Source organism: Streptomyces sp. AcH 505, from assembly GCF_000818175.1.
GTDB lineage: Bacteria > Actinomycetota > Actinomycetes > Streptomycetales > Streptomycetaceae > Streptomyces.
In genome coordinates, this window is the sequence record NZ_JTIY01000001.1 from 1,128,649 (window position 1) to 1,152,978 (window position 24,330).

General features: G+C 69.3%; 20 protein-coding genes. 3 read left to right on the top strand and 17 right to left on the bottom strand.

Annotation, left to right across the window (positions count from 1 at the left end; genetic code table 11):
* The 11 genes from lanKC to HY68_RS05205 all read right to left on the bottom strand — a co-directional run.
* Positions 1-1,484: class III lanthionine synthetase LanKC (gene lanKC, locus HY68_RS05155; RefSeq protein ID WP_157874432.1), on the bottom strand; the 1,484-nt coding region annotated here is incomplete at its 3' end.
* Between the two features lie 57 nt (positions 1,485-1,541).
* On the bottom strand, positions 1,542-3,200 hold the full coding sequence (gene mpaP / locus HY68_RS05160; protein ID WP_052457019.1) for a daptide biosynthesis intramembrane metalloprotease: 1,659 nt from the start codon (positions 3,198-3,200) through the stop codon (positions 1,542-1,544).
* Positions 3,197-3,937 (bottom strand): ABC transporter permease, encoded by a 741-nt coding sequence (locus tag HY68_RS05165; RefSeq protein ID WP_041984935.1) that lies wholly within the window; start codon positions 3,935-3,937, stop codon positions 3,197-3,199. Before HY68_RS05165 ends, mpaP begins: the two co-directional genes overlap by 4 nt.
* A complete protein-coding gene (locus HY68_RS05170; protein ID WP_041984938.1) occupies positions 3,930-4,658 on the bottom strand; it encodes an ATP-binding cassette domain-containing protein in 729 nt (242 codons plus the stop codon). Before HY68_RS05170 ends, HY68_RS05165 begins: the two co-directional genes overlap by 8 nt.
* 315 nt (positions 4,659-4,973) lie before the next feature.
* Positions 4,974-5,141, bottom strand: a complete 168-nt coding sequence (locus tag HY68_RS43490; protein ID WP_198533215.1) for a daptide-type RiPP — start codon at positions 5,139-5,141, stop codon at positions 4,974-4,976.
* A gap of 79 nt (positions 5,142-5,220) precedes the next feature.
* Complete coding sequence (locus HY68_RS05180; protein WP_041984941.1) at positions 5,221-5,415, bottom strand: hypothetical protein; 195 nt, start codon at positions 5,413-5,415, stop codon at positions 5,221-5,223.
* Positions 5,416-5,515: 100 nt separating this feature from the next.
* Positions 5,516-6,745, bottom strand: coding sequence for a daptide-type RiPP biosynthesis dehydogenase (gene mpaC, locus HY68_RS05185; protein WP_078863434.1), 1,230 nt, complete (start codon positions 6,743-6,745; stop codon positions 5,516-5,518).
* Entirely contained in the window at positions 6,745-8,031 is a 1,287-nt protein-coding gene (gene mpaD, locus HY68_RS05190) for a daptide-type RiPP biosynthesis aminotransferase (protein ID WP_041984944.1), read from the bottom strand. The genes mpaC and mpaD overlap by 1 nt, the downstream gene beginning before the upstream one ends.
* Positions 8,031-8,867 carry a daptide-type RiPP biosynthesis methyltransferase gene (gene mpaM / locus HY68_RS43495; RefSeq protein WP_041984948.1) on the bottom strand — a complete coding sequence of 279 codons (837 nt, stop codon included), beginning with the start codon at positions 8,865-8,867 and terminating at the stop codon, positions 8,031-8,033. The genes mpaD and mpaM overlap by 1 nt, the downstream gene beginning before the upstream one ends.
* Complete coding sequence (gene mpaB, locus HY68_RS40010; protein WP_041984952.1) at positions 8,864-9,967, bottom strand: daptide biosynthesis RiPP recognition protein; 1,104 nt, start codon at positions 9,965-9,967, stop codon at positions 8,864-8,866. The genes mpaM and mpaB overlap by 4 nt, the downstream gene beginning before the upstream one ends.
* Positions 9,960-10,943 (bottom strand): LLM class flavin-dependent oxidoreductase, encoded by a 984-nt coding sequence (locus tag HY68_RS05205; RefSeq protein ID WP_041984955.1) that lies wholly within the window; start codon positions 10,941-10,943, stop codon positions 9,960-9,962. The genes mpaB and HY68_RS05205 overlap by 8 nt, the downstream gene beginning before the upstream one ends.
* A gap of 344 nt (positions 10,944-11,287) precedes the next feature.
* On the opposite strand from HY68_RS05205, the gene HY68_RS05210 reads away from it, so the two are divergent.
* A complete protein-coding gene (locus HY68_RS05210; protein WP_041984957.1) occupies positions 11,288-11,716 on the top strand; it encodes a pyridoxamine 5'-phosphate oxidase family protein in 429 nt (142 codons plus the stop codon).
* 17 nt (positions 11,717-11,733) lie between these two features.
* Here the strand turns inward: HY68_RS05210 and HY68_RS05215 are convergent, their stop codons facing one another.
* Complete coding sequence (locus tag HY68_RS05215; RefSeq protein WP_041984959.1) at positions 11,734-12,972, bottom strand: hypothetical protein; 1,239 nt, start codon at positions 12,970-12,972, stop codon at positions 11,734-11,736.
* Positions 12,969-14,177 carry a ThiF family adenylyltransferase gene (locus HY68_RS05220; RefSeq protein WP_241778473.1) on the bottom strand — a complete coding sequence of 403 codons (1,209 nt, stop codon included), beginning with the start codon at positions 14,175-14,177 and terminating at the stop codon, positions 12,969-12,971. The genes HY68_RS05215 and HY68_RS05220 overlap by 4 nt, the downstream gene beginning before the upstream one ends.
* Before the next feature lie 46 nt (positions 14,178-14,223).
* On the opposite strand from HY68_RS05220, the gene HY68_RS42595 reads away from it, so the two are divergent.
* Together HY68_RS42595 and HY68_RS05225 are read left to right on the top strand one after the other, a co-directional pair.
* Positions 14,224-14,394, top strand: a complete 171-nt coding sequence (locus HY68_RS42595; protein ID WP_157874285.1) for a hypothetical protein — start codon at positions 14,224-14,226, stop codon at positions 14,392-14,394.
* Between the two features lie 13 nt (positions 14,395-14,407).
* Positions 14,408-15,730, top strand: coding sequence for a M14 family zinc carboxypeptidase (locus HY68_RS05225; RefSeq protein ID WP_041995209.1), 1,323 nt, complete (start codon positions 14,408-14,410; stop codon positions 15,728-15,730).
* A gap of 147 nt (positions 15,731-15,877) precedes the next feature.
* Here the strand turns inward: HY68_RS05225 and HY68_RS40395 are convergent, their stop codons facing one another.
* From HY68_RS40395 to HY68_RS05245, 4 genes are all read right to left on the bottom strand, one after another.
* Positions 15,878-16,684 carry a site-specific integrase gene (locus HY68_RS40395; RefSeq protein ID WP_078863884.1) on the bottom strand — a complete coding sequence of 269 codons (807 nt, stop codon included), beginning with the start codon at positions 16,682-16,684 and terminating at the stop codon, positions 15,878-15,880.
* A gap of 933 nt (positions 16,685-17,617) precedes the next feature.
* Positions 17,618-19,762, bottom strand: a complete 2,145-nt coding sequence (locus HY68_RS05235) for a 3'-5' exonuclease (protein ID WP_041984962.1) — start codon at positions 19,760-19,762, stop codon at positions 17,618-17,620.
* Positions 19,763-19,779: 17 nt separating this feature from the next.
* The gene (locus HY68_RS05240) at positions 19,780-21,387 is read right to left on the bottom strand and encodes a serine/threonine-protein kinase (RefSeq protein ID WP_041984965.1); all 1,608 of its coding nucleotides are present in this window, start codon (positions 21,385-21,387) and stop codon (positions 19,780-19,782) included.
* A 116-nt stretch (positions 21,388-21,503) separates the two neighbouring features.
* The coding region (locus HY68_RS05245) for a DEAD/DEAH box helicase family protein (protein WP_078863885.1) at positions 21,504-24,330 on the bottom strand (2,827 nt) is incomplete at its 5' end.

Sequence of the window (24,330 nt, forward strand, 5' to 3'; positions counted from 1 at the left end):
TCGCCGAGCGCCGCCGCCTCCTCGGCGCTCAGCTCGTTGCGCGCGGCGTCCACGGGCCCGGCGGGCTCCGCGGGTGCGGCGACGGGCGCGAGGTCGGCCCGGACCTTGGCCGCGTAGTCGGCGGGCACGGGGTAGCGGGACTCGATGTGCTCGATGATCCGGTCCACCTTGCCCTGGTCCCACGGCAGCAGGCTGGTGAGCGGGGCGAACAGGGCGATCCGCAGACAGCCGAGCGCGTACCTGTCCACGTCCTTGCCCCGGTGGGTGGCCGGCGCCGCGAACCCGGGAGCGGCGTGGACCTGCCGGGCCGCGGGATCGGTCGAAGCGGTCTCCAGGTCGATGAAGACGACGGAGCCGTCCTCCCTGACCATGACGTTGCCCGGGTGCAGGTCACCGAAGGCGACGCCGCGCCCGTGCATGGCCGCGAGCCCCTGCTCGATCTGGTCGAGCACGCCGAGGGCCCACTCGGTGTACTCGGCGGTCCTGCGCGGATCGTCCCCCGGTGAGGGCGGGTTGTCCTTGGTGGTGCGTACGGCGAGAGTCTCACCCGCCACGTACTCCCTGATGAGGAAGTGGTGTTCGTGGCCGACCCGGGCCTCGACGAGCGCCGGGATCCACGGGAGTCCCGCCAGCTTCAGCAGGCACTCGTGCTCCCTGACCAGCCGGGCGACGGCGTCCTCGCCGTTCGTGTCCAGTCCGGAGAGCGGGCGCGCCTCGCGCAGCAGCACCGGCTTGCCGTCACGCAGGTCGGTGCCCCGGTAGACCCCGCCGCCGTTGGAGAAGTGCAGTGCCTGCTCGGCGCGGTACGGGAAGTCGCGCAGGGTGCCCGCGTTGCGCGCCTCGACCGCCTCGGCCAGACAGTCCGGGATGCTCACCCACTCCGGCGGCTTGAAGGAGGGCCCGCGCCGGTCCGGCACGAGCCGGCCGTCGGGGGCCTCGACGCAGGGGACGGTCTCGCCGCGCTCCGTCTTCATCGTCCGGGCGACGAAACCGCCGTAGCGCACGTACAGCGGGCCTGAACGCCATCGGAGGTCGCTCAGGATGTACGGTCCCGGCTCCCCGTCGAGGACGCCGCCGAGCCCTTCGAGCACGGCGGCGAGCGCGGCCTCGTCCTCCGGGTAGACCGTGATGAACTTCCCGCTGGCGCCCCGGTCCCCGTACTTGCCGTTGCGCCGCAGCAGCACCTTCTTGCTGCGGATGAACTTGAACGGCATCCGGCGCGCCACCAGCCAGTCGTACGACCTGGTGAGGACGCTCTCCGCGTTGTCCGGTGTCGCGGACACATGGATCTTCCAGCCCTGCTGGGGCATCCGCGCCTCGGGCGGCGTCAGCATCGTCCAGTCGGGCCCGGTGTTGCGCACCCAGCCCTCCGGCGCCTCGGCCGGCAGGGCGGCGAAGCCCTCGTCCGTGGCGACGTCGGAGTCGTCCCGGTCGAAGAAGGGCGTGCCCGGGGGCAGGAACATCACATGCCGAAATGCGTCCATGACAAATCAACCGCCTTGCGGGGCACGTAGGAGAACGGATGGGGGCGGCGGGGGGAATCAGCGCCAGAAGGGTGCCAGGTACTTCTGGTAGAGCCAGCCGGCCAGGGTGCGCCGGCCGGCCTCGACGGAGGCGAGCCCTGTGGTGTCGGCGGGCAGCCGGTCGCTGTCCAGGACGATCCCGGAGGCCGGGATGCGCACCGAGTCGATGCCCTTGACCGGTACGAAGGCGGCCAGCGGGGCCGACAGGTCGACGGGCTCGACGGAGGCGACCGTTGCCTCGCCCAGCTGGCGGTGCAGCAGGACGCCGCCGCTTTCGAGCCGTACCGTGGCGCCGCGTTCGATCGCCGCCTGGTCCGTCGCGCCGGTCGAGACGAACACCAGCCGGCCATGCTGCTCGACGAAGCCGCCGGAGACGGTGTACGGCAGCGTGACGCCCAGCATCACGGCCGCCAGGGCGCCAAGTGCCGCCGTGGAGACGGTGATCCGGCGCAGCCGCGAGGCCCCCGCCGTACGGGCCTCGGCGCCCAGCTTGAGCGCGCCGCCGTACAGCCGCAGCAGCAGGTATCCGACGACGACGGAGACGATGGCCGCGCCGACCATGCCCATGTCCTCAAGGACCTGGCCCCACACGGTGAAGGCCATGCTGACGACGTAGAGCGGGAAGAGGATGCAGGCGAAGCCGAACAGCGGCGCCCAGCCGACGTCGGGCAGCGCGCGCTCGTAGCGCCCGCCGAACAGCACCTTGGCGAACAGCCGGCGCGCGTCCGTCATGGACCGGTCCCGCAGGTGCGAGATGTCCAGATGGCTCATGAGCGCCAGGTAGCCGTCGAGTTTGACGAACGGAACGGCGTTGAAGACGCCGGAGGCGTAGTTGGTGACCGCGAGGAGCAGCAGCAGGTCGCGCAGCCCGTCGTAGCCTTCGGCCGCCGCGACGGCCGAGGCGATGGCGGCGACACCGCCGATGGCCGCCTGGGTGGTGATCCCGGCCAGCGCGATCCGTACCCGCTGGGTGCTGCGGGGCAGCCGCCAGCCGTCGGAGACGTCACAGAAGAAGGCGGGCGTCAGATAGAAGAGCATGACGCCCATCCGGCTCGGCGCGCCGCCGTAATGGCTCAGCACCATGCCGTGCGCCAGCTCGTGCAGGACGGTGCCGAGGTAGGTGACGACCATCAGGGCGAGCAGCGCCTCGATGGAAATGGGGCTCTCCAGCGCGCTCTTGGCCGCCGAGCCCTGCGCGAGGACGCACAGCAGCCCGGCCGCGGCGACGACGGCGAGCGCGACGGCCCAGCCGCGGTTGGCGAGCCGCGCCATGAGCGGCCGGAACCTGCCCAGGACGTGTTCGGGCCGTACGACCGTGAACTGCACGGTGAGCGGCGGTACGAACGCCCATCTTCGAGGCTTGCGCGTCTTGCGTTCGGTGTCCTGGAGCAGTTCGGTCTTCTGGGCGCGCAGCAGGCCCTGGTTGACCAGTTCGGGGGTCCAGGGCCTGCCGAGTTCGCCCGCGATGTCGTGGGCGGTGTGGGCGCCGTCGGCGAGGCTGAGCAGCCTCGCCATGCCGGCGCCCACCCGCAGATAGCGCTGCGCGCCGAACTGAACGATCCAGGGGGCACCGTCCTCGACCGGCGCGTGCACCTTCACGTCCGGCGCCAGGCGCGGACGTTCGGGCAGCGGCAGCGGTGTCTTGACGGCTTCAGGACGGTTCAGTGTCAGTTTCACGGCAGGTCCCTGCGCAGGAACAGACCACGGGCGGCGACGCCCGCCGCGACGATCCAGGCCGCGATCACGACGAGGGCCCACGGGATCGACAGCACACCGGCGTCACCGCTGCGGTACACCGCGGCCATGGCCTCGTCGATGGTGAACTTGCCGACGTCCGGCGCGAGTCGGAGCAGTCCGCCGCTGACCAGCCAGGTGCTCAGCAGCAGGACGACGACGGCGACGACCTGCTGGCGGATCACCATGCCGAGCAGGATCCCCCACAGGGCGCCGGCCAGCACGACCAGCATCACCCCGAGCAGGGTCCAGGTGGTGGTCATGGACCAGTCGGGCCGCTGGTCGCGTCCGGCGAGGAAGACCCAGGGGCTGACGGCGGCGACCACGCCCGTACCGATGGCGAACACCGCACCGCTGGCGACCCCCGCCAGCAGCTTCGCCGTCAGCAGCCGGGCCCTGCTGCCGCCGAGGAGGACGGACCTGCAGATCGCGCCGCTGCCGAACTCCCTGGTCACCAACAGCATGCCGACGAGCGCCGCGGCCAGTTCGACCATGAACCAGCCCTGCACCAGGGTGTTGGTGAGCTGGCCGTCCGTGCCGGCCGCAGCGCCCTTGTCGAGTTCCTGCTGGAGGTAGCCGGCGTCGGCGAGCACACACAGCAGGAACGCCGTGACGGCCAGGCTCCACCAGGCCTTCCCGGTCCAGATCTTGCGCCACTCGGCGCCGACGAGGTCACGCATGGACGTTCTCCTTCGGCGCCGGACCCGCCAGTTCGAAGAAGCGGCTCTCCAGGCTGACGCTGCCGTTGTGGGTGAGGTCGGCCGCTGTGCCGCTGTAGCGCAGCGAGTGCTGGAGGATGACGATGTCGTCGGCCATCTGCTCGACCTCGGCGAGGAGATGACTGGAGACGAGTACGGTGCGTCCTTCGTCGGCGAGAGAACGCAACAGCTCGCGCAGCCACCGGATGCCGTCCGGGTCAAGGCCGTTGGCGGGCTCGTCCAGGATGAGCAGCTCGGGATCGGCGAGCAGCGCGGTCGCCAGCGCGTGCCGCTGCTTCATGCCCGTCGAGTAGCCCTTCAGCTTGCGATGGGCGTCGGAGGCGAGCCCAACGCGCTCCAGGACGTCGTCGACCCTGGCGCGCGAGATGCCCAGGGTCTTCGCCCAGATGCGCAGGTCGCCCCGGCCGGTGGCGGCGTTGGACGGGCCGATGCCGTCGATGCTGACGCCGACGCGGTGTGCGGCGTCGGGCAGTTCGGCGTACGGGTGGCCGAAGACGGTGGCGCTGCCCGAGGTCGGGCGGGCGAGACCCAGCAGGATGCGCAGGGTCGTCGTCTTGCCGGCGCCGTTGCGTCCGAGGAGTCCGACGACGCGGCCGGAGCCGACCGTGAAGGTGACGTCCTCGACCGCGGTGAGTTCGCCGTAGCGTTTGGTCAGACCGTTGATGTGGACGACATCTGTCATGTTCCGGTCCTCGCCCTCGTACGGAGGTACAGACCGACACAGACGATGATCACAAGCTCCACCCCGACGCAGATGAGAAGACCTCTCGTGCGTTCCTGGCCTTGGGTGAGAGCGTAGACAGTGCCGGGAGCCGCGATGACGACGACCAAAGCGAAGGTCGCAAGGGCCCAGATGACACCGCGGGATGCTGATTGAGGCATCGCGTATCTCTCCTCTGCGGCGTGGAGCCGCGCGTATATTCACTGGTGCGGCCCTGTCCCGGATGCTCTTGGCCAGCATCCGGAACAGGGCTTCGTCATCAGTTTCGGGACCCGATCAGGTCGCGATAACCGAGGTGACGGCGATGGTGCTGTAGGCGGCGCTCACGCCCGCCGAGACGGCGAAGCTCGCGAGGAAGCTGCTCCACCAGTCGGGGGCCTCCATGCCTTCCAGCTCCTCCATGTCCAGCTCCTGCATGGCCAGTTCGAGGCTGTTGTTCTCCATTGTTTTCACCTCCTTCCAGAACGTGTCGGTGTGGGCTCCACGAATGCGGCGCTCCGAGAAGCGCCGGCTCCGGGAGGTCTCAGGTCGCCAGCGTGACGATGGAGATGTACGAGACAACTCCTCCGGCGCTCAGGCCGCCGATGAAGCTCAGCGCGTCGCTCCAGCCGAACGGCGCGTCGAGCGCCTCCAGCTCCTGCATGTCCAGCTCCTGAGCCTCCAGCTCCTGAAGAGCCAGCTCGAGAGGCGCGACGGTGTTCTTGTTCGCAGTCTGCATTTTTCTTTCCCCCTCCCCGTTGAGTGTTCTGTTGGTGTATCCGTCGGCGGACACCGACGGAAATCTGTGGTGCGCGGTGACGCCGCCCGTCAGCGGTGTGTCACAGCGCGGCCGCCGGCTGCGGCACCCGGACGGCCTGGGCCATCACGTGGCGCACATCGGCGAGGGTGAGCGCGCCGAGGGTCGGCAGTCCGTCCCCCCAGGCCCGCGTGGTGGCCCGGGCGATCCGGTCGATCTGCTCCGCTGTCGCCTCGACGCGGTGCTCGATCAGCCAGTCGTCCAGCAGGGCCGCGACGCCCTCGACGGGGTCGGCGGGCAGCGGAGCCCCGCCGCTCTGCGCCTGGTGGGCCTCGGTGACCGTCCGCCACAGCCGGTGCAGCCGGGGGGCCGAGCCCCAGCGCGCGTCGCCCTCGACGACGCGCTGCCAGAGCGGTCCCAGGACCGCGGCTGCGGCCGTCATCTTGCGGCGCCCGAGACCGGACGAGAGCTCGTTGCCCAGGTACCAGCCCTTGCAGGCGCAGGGGTCGCGGCCGAGGTTGAACCACTGGCTGTGGCTCACTCCGCTCAACTTGGCTATCTCCAGGCGAAGCTGGTCGCCCGGCGCCAGGCCGGCCCGCCGGGTCCGCGCCAACTCGGTGCCGAGCCGCACCATCCGGTCGACGAGGGTCAGCACGAAGGCGTCCTCCGTCGGCAGCTCCTGCGGGTCTCCGGTGTACATCCCGGCGACCCGGAACAGGACTTCGAGTACGCCCTCGGCGAGGAGTTCCACCGGCAGGGTGCTGGTGGCGACCGGATCGAGTACGGCCACGTCGGGCTGGAGTCCGCTGCCGAGCACAAGTCGCTTGCCCTGCGCGGTACTCAGACAGGCGCCGCCGCTCAGCTCGCTGCCGGTGCCCACCGTCGTCGGTACGGTCACCACGGGTATCCGCGGCTCCGCCTCGGCCGGCAGGAGCACCAGGCCGCTGCGGTGCCGTACCGCGAGCCGGTCCCGTACGGCGGGGTGGGAACCGAGCAGCACCGCGAGCTTGGCCTGGTCGAGGATGGTGCCGCCGCCGACGGCCACGACGAGTTCGCTCGCGCGCAGCCGTTCGGCCAGGGCCGTGACGCTCTCCAGCGTCCCGGGGCCGGAGGGCACCAGACACTCGACCGTACGGCCGGCCCACGCCGCGCACTCCCGCACCCGGGCCACGGCCTGCGACTCGGCGACCGCCGGGTCCGCCAGGATCGTCAGGCTCCGGCCGCCTCGCAGCGGCAGCCATTTGGCCAGCCCGCCGATGCCGTAGGCGACTTGGGTGAGCGGACGCCTGCTGAGGTTCCACACCGCGTCCATCAGACCGCCCTCGTCCCTGTGGCGCCGAAGGAGCGGCCACGGGCCTCGGCGTGCGCGGCGACCCCGGCCCGTACACAGCCGATCAGCTCGGCGAGTTCGGCGTCCGTGTAGGTGAGCGCGGGAAGCAGCTGTACGCCGTTGACGCTGGGGTGGACGACGGCGCCGGCCTGCCGGATCGCGGCCACGACCGCCGGGACCTCGTCCTGCGGCAGCGGCTCTCCCTGGTCCGTGCACAGCCGCACGGAGCGGAAGCAGCCGATGCCGGTGGTGCCGGCGACGGACGGTTCGGTCTCGACCAGCTCGGCGAGCGCCGTGTCGAGGAGCGCGGAGAGCCGTCGCGCCGAAGCGACAGCGCCGAGCCGCCGCATCTCGTCGATGGTGGCGAGGATCGCCGCGCAGGTGACGGGAGTTCCGGCCTGGGTCTCGCCGTGCACGAACACGTCCCCCGCCGTGTCGAACTGCGCGGCGATCGGCTGCGACACCAGCACGGCCGCCGCCGCGCTCGTACCGTTGGTCAGGCCCTTCGACGTGATCAGCAGGTCCGGGGGCGCCGGCCAGCGCTGCGAGGCGAAGAAGTCGCCGGTGCGGCCGAAGCCGGTGGCCACCTCGTCGGCGACGAGCAGGAAGCCGTGCCGGTCGCGCAGTTCGAGCAGCGTCTCGATGTATGCGGGTACGAGCGGCACCGCGCCGCTGCCGAGTACGGGCTCCACGACCACGGCGGCGATCCTGCTGCCCTGGCGCTCGGCGAGGGCGACGATCTCGTCGACCGCGTTCGGTGTCACATGCCGCACCAGACGCTGGTCGACCCCGTAGACGGCCTGGCCCAGATTCTCGCCGGTGAGCGCGAACCCGCCGAAGGTCAGGCCGTGATAGCTGTCCCGCAGTCCCACGACGAGCTTGCGCGCGCCGTCGCCGCGCAGTGCGTGGTGGTGCCGGGCCAGCTTCATCACCAGGTCGTTGGCCGCGCCGCCGGATGTGGAGAACAGCACCCGGCCGTAGTGTCCGGCGCCCGCCACCTGGACGAGTGCCTGCGCGGCGCGCCGGGCGTAGACGTTCTCGTAGCGGAACACCGACAGGTAGGAGGCCTCGCGCAGGGCGTCGGCGCAGGCGCCGGCGATGGCCTCGTTGCCGTATCCGAGGTTCGCGTTCCACAACCCGCTTGCCCCGCAGAGCAGTTCACGGCCGTCGAGAAAGCGGATCCGGACGCCTTCCGCCGACACCGCGCACAGTTCGTCGGCGCCGTGCAGACCGGGCTCCAGCAGGGAGGGCCACAGTTCGTTCGCCATCAGACGGCCTCCACTTCGAGCAGCACGTCGGTGTGCCGGGGCCCGCCGTGGGGCAGTTGGTGACGGGCGACGACGCGCAGTCCCGCGTCGGCCAGCTCCCGCGTCAGGGCGTCGGCGGGCAGGACCCGGATCGACGTGGTGAGCACGTCGACGCGCTCGGCCGTCGCCGCCTCCCGCGCGGGCGGCAGGATGGTGACGCGGCGCACCGGATCGCCGGCCGGCCAGTGTTCGATCATGCGGTACCGCCGGCCGCTGGCACCCGCCGCCTCGAAGTCGAGGTCGGCTTCGTCGGTCGACTCGCCGCTCGCCGTGACAGCCGTGACGGGCGTGACATCGACGGTGGAGAGCACGAACCGCCCGCCGGGGGCCAGATGGGACCGCACGGCTGCGTAGAGGCCTGCCCGGCCCGCTTCGTCGAGCAGCGACACCGATGTGGTGCCGAGGACCACGACGGCGAACGTCCGGCCGAGGCTGAACGCGGACATGTCGCCCAGTACGGGTACGCAGCGGCGTCCGGCCCCTGCGGGAGCGGCGGCGAGCCTGGTCCGCAGCAGCTCCAGCATGCTCTCCTTGAGCTCCAGCGCCGTGACCTCACGGCCGAGGGCGAGCAGCGGCAGCGTCAACCGGCCGGACCCCGAGGCGAGTTCCAGCACCGGGCCGGGGAACGCGCGCACCACACGAAGCAGTTCCCTGATCTCGCTGGTGTCGCCGGCCGCCAGGTCGTGATAGACCGGCGCGCCTTCCTCGTCGTACAGGTCGTGCAGAGAGACCCGGTCCCCGTAGTCCGCCAGGACCTGCCCGGCAAGTCCCGGGACGGCTGCCGCAGTTGTGGTCATGCCGTCACCGCCACCGCTGAGGTGTCGGGCACGAGCGGCACGCCCTTGGCGGCGAAGAAGGCCAGCACCTGGTCGACGGCGGCGCGGTCGACGGGCGGGGTGTCCGGCTGCGCCGGCTGGTCGAGTACGCCCTCGACACTGCCGTGGACCAGCAGCATCTCGGTGATCTGCGCTGCGCGCCTGCCGAGTTGGAAGGTCCGGTCGAGGCCCGGCACCCGTACGTACGCCTTCTCCGGGGTCCAGGAGAGGAACGGCGCTCCGGGGTCCACGGCGTCGTGCGCGTCGGTGACCGCGTCGAGCGCGGGCACCAGCCGCCGGCCGAAACCGGAGACCCGGGCGTCGGTGACCCCGTGCCCCTGCAGGTCGCGCTGCACGTCCAGGGCGGCCAGGTAGCGGGCGAGCCAGGGCCGTTGGCGCACGGCGGGGCCGCGTACCTCTTCCGGCAGTGCGGCGCCCAGCGCCACCGAACCGTCCGCCGGGGACTCGGAGTTCAACCGGTCCCACTCGGCGCCCAGGGAGGCGGCCGAGTCGCCGACGGTCCCGAGGCGCACGCCCTGCGGCGAGATGGAGACGTCGCCCTCGCGGTTGACGTAGAGCCGGGTGCCGGGCCCATCGCCGGGCTCACGGCCGCCGAGCGCGGGCAGATCGGCGAGCTGCACGGCGGGGCTGACCGCGAACGCGGCGAACGTCCCTTCCGTCTTCGCTGTGTCGGCGTCGGCGAGGAACGTCTCGAAGTCCGTCTCCCCCGCGACCCGTACGAGCGTCGTGCCGAGCAGCGACATGTAGGGGCTCGTGCTGTAGTCCTGCACCTGGAGGAAGAGGACGTCACCGACCGAGGCGTCGTCGCCCGGCTCGCTCAGCGAACCCTCGTACCCGATGACGGTGGCACCGGACGCGTGCTCCTCGCCGTCCTGCTCCCCGGGGACCAGGACGAGCGTGCGCGGCCCCACGACGTCCGAGCCGAGTACGGCGGTGAGATGCCCGGGGTCCTCCAGTACGACGGTGGCCACGCCGGGGCCCGCCGTGTCGCCGAGCGGCGGACGTCCCGTGACCCAGGAACGCAGGTGCCGGCCTACCCGGCCGATCAGTTCCTCATTCACCGGATTCCCTCCGATCCGCGCCTACCGCAGCGAGAATCTTTTTCAAGTCGTCCATTGCGGCTTTGGGGCCGTACAGATTGCACACGCCCGTGAGATTGAGCACGATCTCGTCGACGCCGGCGTCTCGGTATTCGTCGAAGCGCTTGACTATCTCGTCAAGACTGCCGAAAACAAAGGAGCCGGATTCCGCCATCAGCCGCCCTGCGGACCGCGGGTCGAGACCAGCTATATCAACGCCCGCTTTTCCCAGCATGTCAATATAGTGCGGGGCCTGCATATGGGCCGCATTACTCGCCATGACGAACTCGGAGACATCGCGCCCAGGCCGCTCGATCGCCACGGGCACCATCGCCGAGATGCGGGGCACGGGCCGCCCCGCGGCCTGCGCACCCTCCCGCAGCGCGGGCCGCACGGTCCCGTCGAGATAGGCGGCGGGCGTCAGCCAGGTGACGGCCACGTCGGCCACCTCACCGGCGAGCCGCGCCATACCGGGCCGCAGCACACCGAGCCCCAGGTGAACGGGGGGCGCCATGGCCGGTCCCATCTGCGCATGACAGGAGAAGTACTCCCCGTCGACATCGACCACTTCGCCGCTGAGCAGCCCGCGTACGACCGTCAGGTATTCGCGGACGGCGGTGAGCTGGCTCTTGTACGGAGCGCCGAGCAGACTCTGCTGGAACACCTTGGCCCCGGGCCCGAACCCGGCGACCACGCTCTCGCCGGTCGCCATCGCCAGGGACTTCACCTGGTGGGCGGCTTCGAAGGGATGCCGCAGCGGCATCAGGGCCACACCGAGCCCGGTCGGCACCCGGAATCCGGCACCGGCAGCCGTCGAAAAAGCCTGGAAGGGCTCCATCAAAAGACTCTGCCCTTGCCACAACCGCGAAGCGCCTGTCCATTGCACCAACGCCGCATAAGGCAGAACCTGCTCAGGACGGCGCGGCAGGAAAGGCATCAATATCGAGTAGTTCAACATTCTCCCCGTTCACAACTTCGTGTGACGGCGTGAATATTTGCAGGAGACCACCGGACGGCGCAAGGCCCTCAGTCGCAGCTTCATGCAGGCGCGACTGCAACAAACTGCGGGAGCGGAGATATCGACGCGACGTTTAATTCGAGCAGACCCGCAAAACGGCAGCTCGCAGCGGCACCGACCACCCCTCTGACGCGTCGGAAACGGTCAGGGACGAGGCACCGGCGGTGCCGAATCAGGCGCCCACGACAGGCAGTGCCACACCAGAAAGACACACCGGCGGGTCAGTAGGTTGTACGGGAAGCGCCGTTCCCGCTCCCCCGGCACCATCTTTCGAAAGGGGCACGATGAGTGACACCGTCAACCACCTGACCGCCGAGGACCGCGAGTTCCTCGCCCGCCCGCTGCACGGATTCCTGACCGTGGCCGGCTCCCCGCCGCCGTCACAGCCCCGGCCCGTCTGGTTCGAGGCGACGGCCGAGGGCACGATCCAGCTCATCACGGAGCCGGACGCGCTGAAGGTACGGCGCCTGCGCAGCGACCCGCGCGCGTCGATCGTCGTCGCCGCCCCGGTGGGTGAGCGGGAGCGCTGGATCTCCGTCGTCGGCCGCGTGACCCTGGAGTCCGAAGGGGCGCACGAGCTGTGCTCGCGCCTCGCCGCCCGCTACTGGGACCTCGACGACCCGACCCGGGCCGCCGACCTCGCCGGGATGCTGGCCGGCGACCAGTTCCGTATCGTCATCCACCCGGAGACGGTGCGGCGCTTCGCGTACTGAGTCGCGGTCGCCGGCGGTCAGGGTTTGGTGCGCTTCGCGCGGCGGTTGCGCCAACGGGTCACCAGCCACAGGACGTTGACGCCGCCCAGGATGATCAGCACCACCGCGGAGTCGGCGTTGCCCGCGACGCCGTGGTCAGGGCCGAGTCCGCGCGCAGCGCGGACCAGCAGGGTGATGTCGACGGGGAGGGTGACGGCGGCCAGGAACGTCAGACACGCCGCCGTACCCACCACCAGGACGACGCTGTAGACACGGACGGCCCGGCGCTCGTGGGCCGGCAGCCTGCTGCTCGGGTCGGCTGCCGTTCCCGCGCCGCCGGTACGGCCGAAGCGCACCGCCCGCCGGAACGCGAAGCGCGCGTAGGCGAGCCCGTCCCCGTACAAGTCCCGGCAGCCGGTCAGGTCTTGGAGGACGAAGTACAGGTCGGTGCGGGTGAACACCATGAGTTGGAAGGGCAGCGGCAGCAGGGCCAGCAACAGGGCGGCGCCCAGCAGCCGGTGGGCCGTCGTCCCGGTGTCGGTCAGGGCGAGCACCAGGACGAGGGACGAAGCGACGGACAGGTTGAGCGCGATCCCGGCCAGATAGGCGGTCAACCGATGCCGGCGGGGGGCCAGTTCGATGCCGCTGATGTCCGTCTGCATGACGAGGAACTGCAGCCGCGTGCCCAGCCGCATCCGGCCCGGTACGCCCGCGGCGCGCGCGGTCACCAGATGCGCCAGCTCGTGGGCCAGCAGCAGCGTCCATCCGGCCGCCGTCCCGGAGAGCAGGACCAGGCTGCCGTGCGGGCTCCACAGCAGGTCGCGATAGGTGGGGAGGAGATCCGGGCGGCGGACGAGGACGGCCACGGCGGCCGCCAGCACCAGTCCGACCAGTACCGGCAGCGCGGGACGCAAGGCGAACCGGACGTGGTGGGGGCGCAGTCGCGGCAGGGACGCGCGCGGCGGCTCCACGTCCGGGACCGGACAGTCCCCGATCCGGGCGACGAACCCCAGAGCGGCGAGGTCGTCGACGAAGTCGCTGACCTCGAACTCCTCGCCGGTCTCGGCGCGCAGCGTCTCCGCCGTACGCCCGACGCTCATTCCCTCGCCCAGGAGTTCCACGGCCCGCGCCCCAACGGCGGGCAGTGCGACGAAGGTTCGGGTGGTCATGCGGCCGACGATCCACTCGTCCCGGTCGCGGCGCACCGCCAGGTCGTGCAGCAGGACCCGGGTGGACGGCCTGATCCGGCGACGGTCCTCGGCGGCGGTGTCCGTCATGCGGGGGCCAAGGGAGCGGCCGGACGCGGACCGTTGACCGATTCCGCCCCGCAGGCCGGGCAGTCGGGCCGTCGCTCCGAGCGCTGCATGACCGGGTCGCCGGGCAGCATGAGGTTCAGCCCGAACCGGTAGCCGGGTTCGATCGGCGGGACGCCGCACAGCAGCGCGATGGCGGCATGGGCCAGCAGGCTCCCGGACAGTCCCGCGGTCACCGCGTTGGCCGGCTGCCAGGGCATACGGGGCGATGCGGCGTCCTCGTCCTGGCCGGGCGCGAGGCGCAGATCGCGCCGCTCGGCCTCGGCGAGGCGCAGGCATTCCCAGCACGCGCCACGACCCGGCGCGAAGACCCCGACGCTCACCAGCGGGCCCCGGTAACCGGCTTCAGCCCACGGCGTACCGCTCGCCAGACAGGCCGTGTTGGCCCATCTGCGGATGACGGCGGGGCTGTCGGCGGCCAGCAGCAGCACGTCGTACCCCGCGCCGTCACCGAGGCCACCGGGCCCGCTGGGGCCATCGAGCCCGCTGGGGCCGCCCGCCAACAGAGCTTCCAGATCGGCGGGCCCGCGTATCTCCCGCCCCTCGCCGGTGACCGTCGCATGCGAGTTCAGGGCGCGCAACGCCGCCAGCGCCGCGTCGATCTTGGGCGTACCGATGTCCTGCTCACGGAAGAGCGTCTGCCGGTTGAGGTTGGACAGTTCGACGAGATCCGGCTCGACGCAGTGCAGCCGCCCCACCCCGGAGGCCACCAGGTCCCGTGCGGCGGCGCCGCCCGTACCGCCGACGCCGACCAGCAGCACCCGGGCGCGGCTCAGCCGTACCTGCGGCTCCCAGACGCTCTCCCGCGGCGCCAGGTCCATCCAGCGCAGCAGGGTCATCCCCCGCCCGTAGCGCTCCCGTTCCCGTTCGGAGAGCTCGGCCGGCGGCGCGGCACCGGCGTCCTCCACGAATCCCGCCGTGGTCAGATCGGTCAGCGCCTGGACGATGTCCGCTTCCGGCAGCCGCAGTTGGGGGTGGTGCTTGTGCACCTCGGCGACGATCTCCCCGCCGTCCCGTGTGCCGTCCATGGCCTCGACCAGCGTCCACACCCAGCCGTCGGGATCCTTGACCTCGGACCCGATGCCGTGGACGACACTGCCGATCCGTACGTGACCGTCCACCGTCCGATAGGCCCGGTGCTCCGGCTTGACCCTGGGCAGTCGCATCATGCCCGCCGTCATCTTTGCGCCAATCTCGTCAGCCCCAACTCCCCCTGTGACAGCAGTCATTGACAACACTGACCGGACACGCGAAGTCTTGCAAGGGCATCAAACGGCTGCACCGCGCAGTCACCGGAAGGGAGACGGCATGGCGAACAAGATCGAGATCCGTCCGCTGGACAAGAAGGAAACCACCGGCGACAGCGGCGGCAACGGCGGGTCCTGACCGGACGCGAATGATGGACCGTTACCTCACGGTCGCTGAAGTCACCGATTCGGCGCGGCGGTTGGTCTCCCGGTTCCCGGGGGCGAGCCGGCTGCGCCGGATCGGGACATCACGCGCGGGCCGACCGATCCTGATGCTGTCCCTGGGCCACGGGCCGCACCACATCCTGGTGGTCGCGGGAGCCCACCCCGACGAACCGGTCAGCGGCGTGAGCGCGCTCGCACTCGCGGAGCGCGTGGCGCTCGGCGACGCCCCGTCGACGGTGACCGACCTCTCGGCCGTCACCTGGGACATCATTCTGTGCATCGACCCGGACGGCGCCACACTGAGCACGTACGGAGTGAGCGCGTACGGAACGAACGACGCGACGGCGCCCCACACCCTGAAGGACTACTTCGGCTCCGCCTTCCGCCCGATGGCGGCCGAACAGCCCGAGTGGGCACCGATCATCGGGCAGTCGCTCCCGGAGAGCCGCGCGCTCTTCGGCGTGATCGACGAACTGCGGCCGATCCTGCAGTGCTCCCTGCACAGCGTGGACGCGGGCGGCAGCTGGGTCCAGTTGACCCGCGACCTGCCCGAACTGACCGTCCCCTTCCACGCGTCGGCCAAAGAGCACGCCATTCCGCTGCAACACGGCAGCTACGACGCCCTGTACTGGGAGAACCCGGCCGCCGGCATCTACGTCCTGCCGCCGGAGGACAGCACCGACCGGCTGGCGGCCGGGTCGGAGAACATCGGCCGGTCCACCTGGTGCGCCCCCGCCGGGTACGGCGGCGTGACGGCGATCATCGAAGTGCCCCTGTGGGCAACGGACCTGGCCGAGAACTCGTCCCCCCACCCGAGCGCCCTCGCCGCACTCCACGACCTGACCGCGCTCGTACTGGACGGCGGCCGGCAGGTGACCGCCGTCCTCGACAAGGCACGCGACTTCCTGCCCCCGGCCCGGACCAGCCCGCTCAGGCGGGTGCTGGAGTGGATGACCGCCGACCTGTACGACGTGGTCGCCGCCTCCTGGACCCCCCTGACCCACCAGGCAGCCGCCGCCACGCACCCCGACGACCCGAACCGCCTGACAACGGCCCAGGTAACGGCCCTGGACGTCGTCGCCCGCCGCCAACCCCTGCGCGCGGCAGGCCTCCTGCTACGGCTACTGAAAACGGCGGACGACCCAGCCGCCCCGCGACTGCACCGCGAACTGAACGCACTCTTCACCACGTGGTGCACGGACTTCGAAAGAGACCTACGGCTGCGCCGCGTCCCGATAGCCAAACAGGTGGAACACCAGACCCGCACGATAACGGCAGCCGCCGAAAGCGCCCTGACCACCGCCAGCTGACCCCGCCCGACGTGCCCTGTCCGCCGTGACCTACCGCGCCTACACGTTGAAGCGGAATCCGTAGTACAGAGCTCCCACCTGCAGAAACGTTCCTACGAGTGATCATATCCAGCACCGATCCAGCACCGTCGGAGTTCATCCAGCACATCAGGCGGTGGAGTCGCACTCCGAAGAGCCGCGAGATGCCGGGCGCATGGCGTCCTGCAGGACCTCCCGGCAGCGATGCCAGGCGCGGGGTACGAGGTGCCCGTAGATGTCGATCGTGGTCTTGACCGACCGGTGGCCCAACCAGCGCGAGACCTCGTGGATCGGAACACCGTTGACCAAGGCAGTCGAGGCGAAGAAGTGTCGCAGGCTATGCGGCGTGTATTTCGCCGCGCCGTCCACTTCGACCAGGTCGGCCGACGCGCACGCCTTCTTGAAGTGGTAGCCGTAGGTGGAGGCGGTCGGCATCACGCCCTTGCCACGCTGACGCGGCGCGAAGAAGACCTCAAGGCGCCGCCGCTTACCCTTCCGTCCGATGAAATCCACGGGCACCGGCTTCCACCTCGCGAGGTGAGTGTCGATCTCCTGCTCGACGAAGGGGGCAGCCGGAACGTCGCGGTACTCGCCCTCCATCCGGTTCTTGAGGGGCGCGAAGGCCGTGCGGCAGTCTGCCCGGTGGGCCTTGGCGCTGACCTGCCAACGGATTCTGAGGAAGCCGGGCCGCCGACACTCGACGGAAAAGGCCAGGGCCTCGCTCGGACGCTGGCCGGTGCCAGCCTGCAGGTAGACGGCAAGCCGGTACTGCGGCGCGATGTGCTCCGCAATGAGGTCGACCTCGGCCGGCGTCGGGATCTCATCCTCGTCCACCGCCAGCGCATCTCTCCGGGATACCCGGATGCCCCGTGCAGGGTTTTCCGGGATGCGCTTGTCGACGACGGCCGCCTCCAACACGGCAGCCACCATCACCATGCGGTCATTAACCGTAGAGGCCGCCAGCCTCGCCCCGCCTCCGTGAATGTCCTTGGCGAACTTCTCAAAGTCCCGCCGCGCAAGTCCGGTAAGGGGCTTGCTCCCCAAGCGCGGCACGAGATAGTTGTGGACAAATCCTTCATAGTTGCGACGGGTCGACTCACCGACGACCCGTCGCTCGAGCCAATCCTGAGCCCAAAACTGCAAAGGCAGGGCACCGCGCGCCGGGTCTACGGAGGCACGCGCCTTATTGGCGTCCTCAACGCCAGCGGCAAAGGCGTCCGCACCGTCCAGGCCGACCCTCCGCGGAAACGACTTCTCCCGCTGTCTCCCACGTCTACCGCCCGGCTCCCGGTACCGAACCGTCCACCCGTGGCCACATTTGGGACGATTGCAGGGATGATTTCGATCTCGGACATCCCGCTTGCATCTCTGAAAGACGATCGCCACCCAGCACCCCGATCAGTCTGACTCTCCGACCTGAAGCGTTGCCATCACTTCGTAAGTAGACAAGATGTATGACACTAAACCGCCCCTTTCAGCGAACGGGACGCTTCAAACGCAGACGAAGCAACCACCGCGCTCTCGGGGTCGTGTTTCCACGCCGATGGGCGCGGCTTTCTGTGCACCCGGATACAGATAACGCTGCCCGCCACACAGCCACCGAGGCTACGAGGAGCTGCGCTGCCCCATACCCGGCCGACAATGCATCAACGAGACACAGAATGTCGCCACCGGATCGGTAACGCCCATCGTCACGATCACGAAGGCTCTCACGGCCGCGATCACGAGTCCCTCCGCCTCACCTACGCAGGTCCTCTTCTTCTCACGAAGCATGCTCGACGCGACTCCCGCCTCGTCCGGGACTTCCCCTGCGGCTAGGCGCAGGCTCTAGACTCGACCCGGATTGCCAGTGCGACGCGCACGAGGCTCCTATGCCGCTCCCACTTCAGCGAGAAAGCGACTCGCCGGACCGCTCCACGACACGTGCAGTCGGTCGCGTGCGCGCGTACAGGCGACGAAGAGCAGACAACGCTCCGCTGTCAGATCCGTGTGGTGCTGAATGGGGTCGAGTTCCATTGGCGTGATGGCTCCTGGGTACGGAACCGTCCCTTCACGCACCCCAACGACCGCCACGCACCTGAACTCCAGCCCTTTGAGGGAGTGCATGGTTGCGACCCTGACGCCCTCAGCGTCGGCGCTTCCGTCTTGCCGTAGCCGGACCGCGGGGATTCCCTCGTCCCGCAACCGCTGCGCCACGCGATACACGATCTTGTTGAACCGGGCAGCCACCGCAATATCAGAGAGCTCGACCCCACTGCCAGCCCACTCTCGGATGCGCACCACCAGCTCGGCCAGTTCCGCATCCGGGTCATCCGTGGCACACACGGTCGGCCGGGCGCCGCGGAGCGAGGACCGGAATCCTGCCAGTGTGTCCGCACCCCCGTTCTCCAGCTGCTCCACAGGCCGACCGTCCAGCAACGCCACCGCCCAAACGAGAATTTCCTGCGTGCTGCGGTAATTCCTGTGCAGCCGGGTGGAACGGCCGGTCACAGCGATCCCCAGCGATCTCAGAGACACCTTCGTGTCGTAGATGCGCTGATGCGGGTCGCCGGCAATGAACAAGTCGTCAGGGCGAGGGGGTACCACCGCCCGCAGCAGCCTCCACTGGGCGGGGTGGAGGTCCTGTGCCTCGTCAACGACAACATGCCGGTAGAGCGCTACGCCGGATGCGGTGACCCGCAACGCCGCTTCATCGCACACACCAAGATGCGTACGCACGGAGCGCTTGTCGAGCGCAGCCTGGAACGCCTCCACCGCCTGCCAGACCTCGTGCCGTCGAGCGGAGGCGAGCCGGGAGCCCCGACCGCTTCTGGACGCCTCACGGTAGGCGTCGAGCGAGCGCAGGCCCTGCGCCAAGATGACGTGCTTGTACTCCTGGGCCAGGAACTGGCCGTTCCAGGGCAGACCCAGCTGCTCGCCGATCTCTTCCCAGAGAGCCGCCTCCTGCACCCCGTCGAGGTAAGCACGCCGGACGGTGTCATGTGGTTCAACGATTTCTCGTGCCAGGGCGTTGACTGTCGACACGTCCACCCGGCCGCGCAGCTCCTCGTCCTCGATCAGCAGGGCCAGCCCCTCGCGAAGAGCCGACGTGAGCGTCCCGGTGTACGTGGTGAGCAGGATGCGCTCGCCGGCCCGTAGATGCCCCAAGAGGTGCTTGACTCGATGGAGCGCCACCACAGTCTTTCCCGTGCCCGGTCCGCCAGTCACTTGGGCAGGTCCCGAGTAGCTGGGCCGGTACGCCATATACCGCTGAGACGGGTGCAGGAAGATCCTCCACGCGGCGAACGGCTTGTCGAGGATGTCGGACAGTTCTCCCGGGCCAGTCACCAGGGCAATGCGCGACGGAGTATTACGCATCGCACCGGCCAGGTCTGTACGGTCCACCGTAAGCGCGCCGTTTCGGGCGCGGAAGGCGACCAACTCACCCCATACCGTCTGCACGCTCAGTCCCTCTGCGAGGAACTGCAGCACCTGCCACTGGTCCTCCGGCATCAACGGAGCGAATGCATCGAGCTGCTCCTTGGAGGTCAGGGAACGAGCCGCGCGCAGCACGTCATCCTCAATACCCAGCCCACGAAGATCCCCGTCCGTGTGACGGACGAAGAGAGGTTCCACCACCGCGGCGGCCGCCTCCGCCTCCCATTCCGGCACCAGCTGCTCCACGGTGACGACGTCACGGATCTCTAGCCCATGGGTGACCGCGTTAACGCTCGGTACCTGCTTGGCCGCCCACGTGTAGGCGTCGTCGTGCGCCATTACACGCAGCAACAGAAAGTCCTCTCCAGCGCCCGGAGCCAGCACGACTCCCCGATAGAACCTGTCAATACGGCAGGTATAGATATGCTTGTCCCTGGCCCCCTTGGGCTGCTTGAAATCCAGTCCGGCGTCCGACCAGAGCTGTTTGAGCGTGAGCTGCTGGAACTTGAGAGCCGTCTTCACAGCCCCAGACCGCGCCTTGGAGTCGAGCTTCCCGAACTCGTCGAGGAAACGCACCGACAGAGCCAGCTGTGCCATGGGGGAAGCTCCTTCGGTCAGTTTCTGCGTGTGCCGGCCCGGCCGGAGCCGGTGGTACGCGAGGTGCGAAGCCGGATGCGTACAAGCGCATCCCGTACCTGGGCGGTCTCCGGTGCGTCCGGCCCGTACTCGGCCATCAGGTCCCGGTACAGCGGCATCAGCACCTCGACCGCCTCGCGCAGCCGGTCGACCGCCTGAAGCAGCAGGCCGACATGCCTGCGTACCTCAAGGACATCCATGTCGCTGTCCGGCAGCCCCTGCCTCATCTGTCCCAGTACGGCCTCGAACTCGGCCAGCGCACCTTCGCTGTCGCCGAGCTCCATCCGGCAGAAGGCGGCCTGCCTGCGGCAGTAAAGGGCATCCTCGCCACGGGCAGGACCTGCGGCCTCCAATACTTCAACGAGTGCCTCGTACTCCGGCAGTGCTCGTCCGTAGTCATCGTCACAGAAGAGCGCGAGCGCGTGGACAAGACGGAGGCCGACCATCAGCGGTTCGGAAGCGCTACGCACCGCAGCAGCGCGGGCCAGGACGTCCTCCAGCATTCCGGATGCCTGGGAGAACCGCTCCTCCTCGACGAGCGCCGCTGCGTGACCGCGGGCCTGCTGCAGTTCCTCATCCGGTACGGCAGGGGCGGCCGGCCGCAGTGGCGAGTCCACAGCGGTCGGCGTGTACACGGCCTTCTCGGCCGGGCGGGGACGGGGCGCGAGCGGACGACGGTAAGGACCCGTGGGGTCAGTGACTCCCTGCCCCCGCTGCTCGGTGGTCCGCTCAGGGTCGGGTGCGGGGAGAAAAGGCACCAGACGGTCGTAGACATCCTGGGCTGAGTCAGGCCGCTGATGGGGCACCTTGGCCAGCAGATCCAGGACCAGCCGCTCCAGTGCCGGGTCCACCTCAGCGCGCAGCCCGCATAGCGGCGCCGGCGCCCGGTACATGTGGTCCTCCATCAGCTGGAACTCTGCCTCGGCCGTGAACGGCGGTTTCCCGGCGAGCAGTTCATGAAGGATGCAGCCCAGCGCATAGAGATCGCTGCGCGGGCTGACCGCGGCCGCTTGGATCTGCTCGGGCGACATGTAGCGGCGGGTGCCGATGATGTGCCCGGTGGACGTCAGCTTGGTGACATCGGTTCCGAGCACCGCGGCGACCCCGAAGTCGAGAACCTTCACGGTGCCGTCCCCGGCGACCATGATGTTGTCCGGCTTCAGGTCGCGGTGGACGACGGGCACGGCGTGCGCGTACGAGAGCACCGAGCAGACCTGCGCGGCGACGGAGACCGCCCAGGTGACCGGCAGCACACCGGGCCTGGCGAGGATGTCGGTGAGCAGCGCGCCACGCACCAACTGCATCACCATGTAGACGCCATCCGCCGCCCGGTCGAGCACCGCGTCATGGACCGCGGGCACCCCTGGGTGGTCGAACTTGGCTGTGACCCGGGCTTCCCGCTTGAAGCGCTCGGCCAGCTCTTCCGCGTCCGGGCCCGGCGTGGTCAGGTCCCGGCGGATGAGTTTGACCGCCACGTCCCGGTTCAGGATCGGGTCGTAGCCGAGCCAGACCTGTCCCATCCCCCCGGTACTGATCCTGGTCCGCAGTTCATAGCGTTCGGCGATGACTCGTACTTCTGGCGCCACCTGCGCTGTCCTCCCCGTGCCCCGTGATCATGTGTGCCCAGTGTGGCGCGTGTCGCCGTGAACCGTCCACGGTTACGGGGAGTTGCCGTGGACGGTCCGCGCTGCCCGCGGCGGGTTCAGGCCGCATCGTCCATGCCCAGCTCGCGGCGCAGCATGCGGAAGGCGTGCCGCCGCAGGTCACGCTTGATCGACTCCCGGTGATCGCGGTCGTCGTGGAAGTAGTGGTCCCCCAACTCGCGAACGGAGTCGATGTGCTTCATCATCTCGGCGTCCAGCACCGGGTCGATGACGTGCTTGAATCCGTCCTCGTCGTCCTGCGAGGCAGATCGCCGGACCTTTTCGTCGGCCATCACCGCCCGCAGCGGCACGATGAAGTCCTCCTCGGTGAAGTCGGTACCGAACCGCTCGTTGAACCGGTCGATCACCTCGGCCAGCGGCGACTTCTCGGGCTCCGCGGCACCACCGGCACCACTACCGAAGCCCCTCAGTTCGATCGCGCCCTCGGGAGTCAGGCTCACATTGACCTCCCCGACCCTCTCCAGACGCACGGCCTCGAGCCGGGTTTCCCCGATGTCCACCCCTCCCCCCTCGCGCGGGGGCAGCCTGCGCAGCAGATGCTGCCCGAAGAGGTGCAGGCGCTCCAGATCGATGTCGATGTACGGCACGATCTGCGCGAGGAAGCTGTACTTGCGCACATAGTCGGCGAGGTCGGCCCGGAACTGCTCGGCGCTTTCGTGCTCAGCACGCACTTCGCTGTCCCTGAGCGCGATGAACCTGTCGCGGGCGGGGTCGGTGTGCCGGTAGAGCTCCGCGTGCAGCTTCTCCCAGCGGGTATCGTCCCCAGCCGCCGCGTCCTGCGCCCTGAGGTACGCCGCCACGAACGCCTGCATCTCGCCAACGAGCAGGATCGGCGGATCCATGACTTGATGCTGCGCGTCGTAGACCAGGTTAGGGTCGGTGGGCATGGTCTGGGCTTCTTCGAAGAACGGCCGGAACTCGCTCTGGATGACGTGCGGGTCGTTCGCGAAGTCCAGGACGCACAGATCCTGCTGGTCCTTGAGCGGGTGTGTACGGTTGAGGCGGGAGAGCGTCTGTACGGCGGCGACGCCCTTCAGCTTCTTGTCGACGTACATCGTGGTCAGCAACGGCTGGTCGAAGCCCGTCTGGTACTTGTCCGCGACCACCAGGATCCGGTACTCGCGCTGCCGCCCGGCTGATGTGCCCTTCTTCTCGTCGGCCGCGGTGTACGCGAACCTCTTGCGCAGCTCGCCCTCCGAGAAGCCGTTGAGTTTCGCCTCGGTGACCTCCTCCTCTCCCTCCTTGAGAGAGCCGGAGAAGGCTACAAGTACCCCGGGGTCCGGATAGCCGTTGTCGTCGAAGTACTTGACGATCTGCCGGTACAGCTGGAGCGCGCCGTACCGCGAACGGCACACCACCATGGCCTTGGCCCGCCCTCCCAGCCGCCTGCGGGTGTGGGCCATGAAGTGCTCCGCGATCACCCTGGCCCTCTGCACGGCGGTCGTGGTGTGGCTGTGTGCGGTCAGGGCGAGCAGCGCGTTGGCCTTCTTCTTGTCGACCTCGCGGTCCGCCTCATGCGGGTCCTCGTTGACCATCTGCCAGTACGTCTCATACCTCACGTACTGGCACAGCGGATCAAGGATGAACTTCTCCTCGATCGCCTGCCGCATGGAATAGGTGTGGAAGGGCTCGTAGAGGCCGGTGAGCGGGTTTTTGGTGCCGAAGAGCTTCAGCGTCTTGTGCTTGGGTGTGGCGGTGAACGCGAAGTAGGAGAGATTCGCACTCTGTCCGCGAGCGCGGGCGGACGCGGCGAGACGTTCGTCGGTGGTGGGCTCCAACGCTTCCGCCTCGGCCTCCGTGGCTCCGGTCTCTTCGTCGTCGGCGTCGAGGCCGAGATCGCGCAGCGCCTTCTTGACGTCGGTGGCGGCTTCGCCCGACTGGGAGGAGTGCGCTTCGTCGACGATGATCGCGAAGCGACTGCCTCGTATCTCGACCGGCGACTTGCGAAGGTAGGCGAGCAGTGCGGGGAAGGTCTGGAGGGTGACGATGAGGATCTTCGCCGTCTCCTGGGCAAGCGCATCCGCCAGCTGCGACGACTTCGAGCCGCCCTTGCCTCCAATTCCGAGGACCAGGCCATTGGTCTGCTGGAAGTCACCTATGGTTTCCTGCAGCTGATCGTCCAGGACCGTGCGGTCCGTGATCACCAGCACCTTGTCGAAGACCGACTCGTGGCTTGCGTCATGCAAGTCGGAGAGCCGGTGGGCGAGCCAGGCGATGGTGTTCGACTTGCCGGACCCCGCGGAGTGCATAACCAGGTAGTTGTGCCCCGCCCCGTGCCGCGCGGCGTGTGCGGTCAACTCCCTAACGGCATGCCACTGATGGAAGCGCGGAAAGATCAGCTTCTTGACGGTGCTGCCGTCATCCTTCTTCTCCGTGCTCTGGTGAACGTACCGCTCCAGCAGGTCCAGCCAGGTGTCCGGGTGCCAGATCTGTTCCCAGAGGTACGAGGTCCGATACGTGCCGGCGCGAGCCGCGTCAGGGATCGCCGGGTTTCCGGCACCGCCGCTGTTTCCGGGGCCGTCGGAGCCGGTGTTGAAGGGCAGAAAGACGGTGTCCCTGCCCTTCAACTGGGTGGTGAGGAACACAGCGTCCGGATCGACCGCGAAGTGTGCGAGGGCGCGCTTGGCGAAGAGCGGCTCCCGGCGGTCCCGGGTGCTCCGGTACTGGTGCATGGCCTCGGCGGTACCGGTGCCGGTGAACGGGTTCTTCAACTCTGCGGTGGCGACGGGGATGCCGTTTACGAAGAGGGTGAGGTCGGGCTTGTTGCCCGCGTCGCTACTGGTCGCGCCGTCCGGCGCACGGCGGGCGGCGTAGACGAGATCACGGACGATGGTGAGCCGGTTCTTGCTGTACGAGGTGAGGGCG

What these genes read in the sequence shown, in the direction of transcription:
- HY68_RS05215 (WP_041984959.1), bottom strand. Translation starts at nt 12,972, where the DNA reads ATGACGGACACCGCCGCCGAGGACCGTCGCCGGATCAGGCCGTCCACC.
- mpaM (WP_041984948.1), bottom strand. Translation starts at nt 8,867, where the DNA reads ATGACCACAACTGCGGCAGCCGTCCCGGGACTTGCCGGGCAGGTCCTG.
- HY68_RS05170 (WP_041984938.1), bottom strand. Translation starts at nt 4,658, where the DNA reads ATGACAGATGTCGTCCACATCAACGGTCTGACCAAACGCTACGGCGAA.
- HY68_RS05220 (WP_241778473.1), bottom strand. Translation starts at nt 14,177, where the DNA reads ATGATGCGACTGCCCAGGGTCAAGCCGGAGCACCGGGCCTATCGGACG.
- HY68_RS05225 (WP_041995209.1), top strand. Translation starts at nt 14,408, where the DNA reads ATGGACCGTTACCTCACGGTCGCTGAAGTCACCGATTCGGCGCGGCGG.
- mpaD (WP_041984944.1), bottom strand. Translation starts at nt 8,031, where the DNA reads ATGGCGAACGAACTGTGGCCCTCCCTGCTGGAGCCCGGTCTGCACGGC.
- HY68_RS05180 (WP_041984941.1), bottom strand. Translation starts at nt 5,415, where the DNA reads ATGCAGACTGCGAACAAGAACACCGTCGCGCCTCTCGAGCTGGCTCTT.
- HY68_RS05235 (WP_041984962.1), bottom strand. Translation starts at nt 19,762, where the DNA reads ATGGCACAGCTGGCTCTGTCGGTGCGTTTCCTCGACGAGTTCGGGAAG.
- HY68_RS40395 (WP_078863884.1), bottom strand. Translation starts at nt 16,684, where the DNA reads ATGGTGATGGTGGCTGCCGTGTTGGAGGCGGCCGTCGTCGACAAGCGC.
- mpaC (WP_078863434.1), bottom strand. Translation starts at nt 6,745, where the DNA reads ATGGACGCGGTGTGGAACCTCAGCAGGCGTCCGCTCACCCAAGTCGCC.
- HY68_RS05165 (WP_041984935.1), bottom strand. Translation starts at nt 3,937, where the DNA reads ATGCGTGACCTCGTCGGCGCCGAGTGGCGCAAGATCTGGACCGGGAAG.
- HY68_RS05210 (WP_041984957.1), top strand. Translation starts at nt 11,288, where the DNA reads ATGAGTGACACCGTCAACCACCTGACCGCCGAGGACCGCGAGTTCCTC.
- HY68_RS43490 (WP_198533215.1), bottom strand. Translation starts at nt 5,141, where the DNA reads ATGGAGAACAACAGCCTCGAACTGGCCATGCAGGAGCTGGACATGGAG.
- HY68_RS05205 (WP_041984955.1), bottom strand. Translation starts at nt 10,943, where the DNA reads ATGTTGAACTACTCGATATTGATGCCTTTCCTGCCGCGCCGTCCTGAG.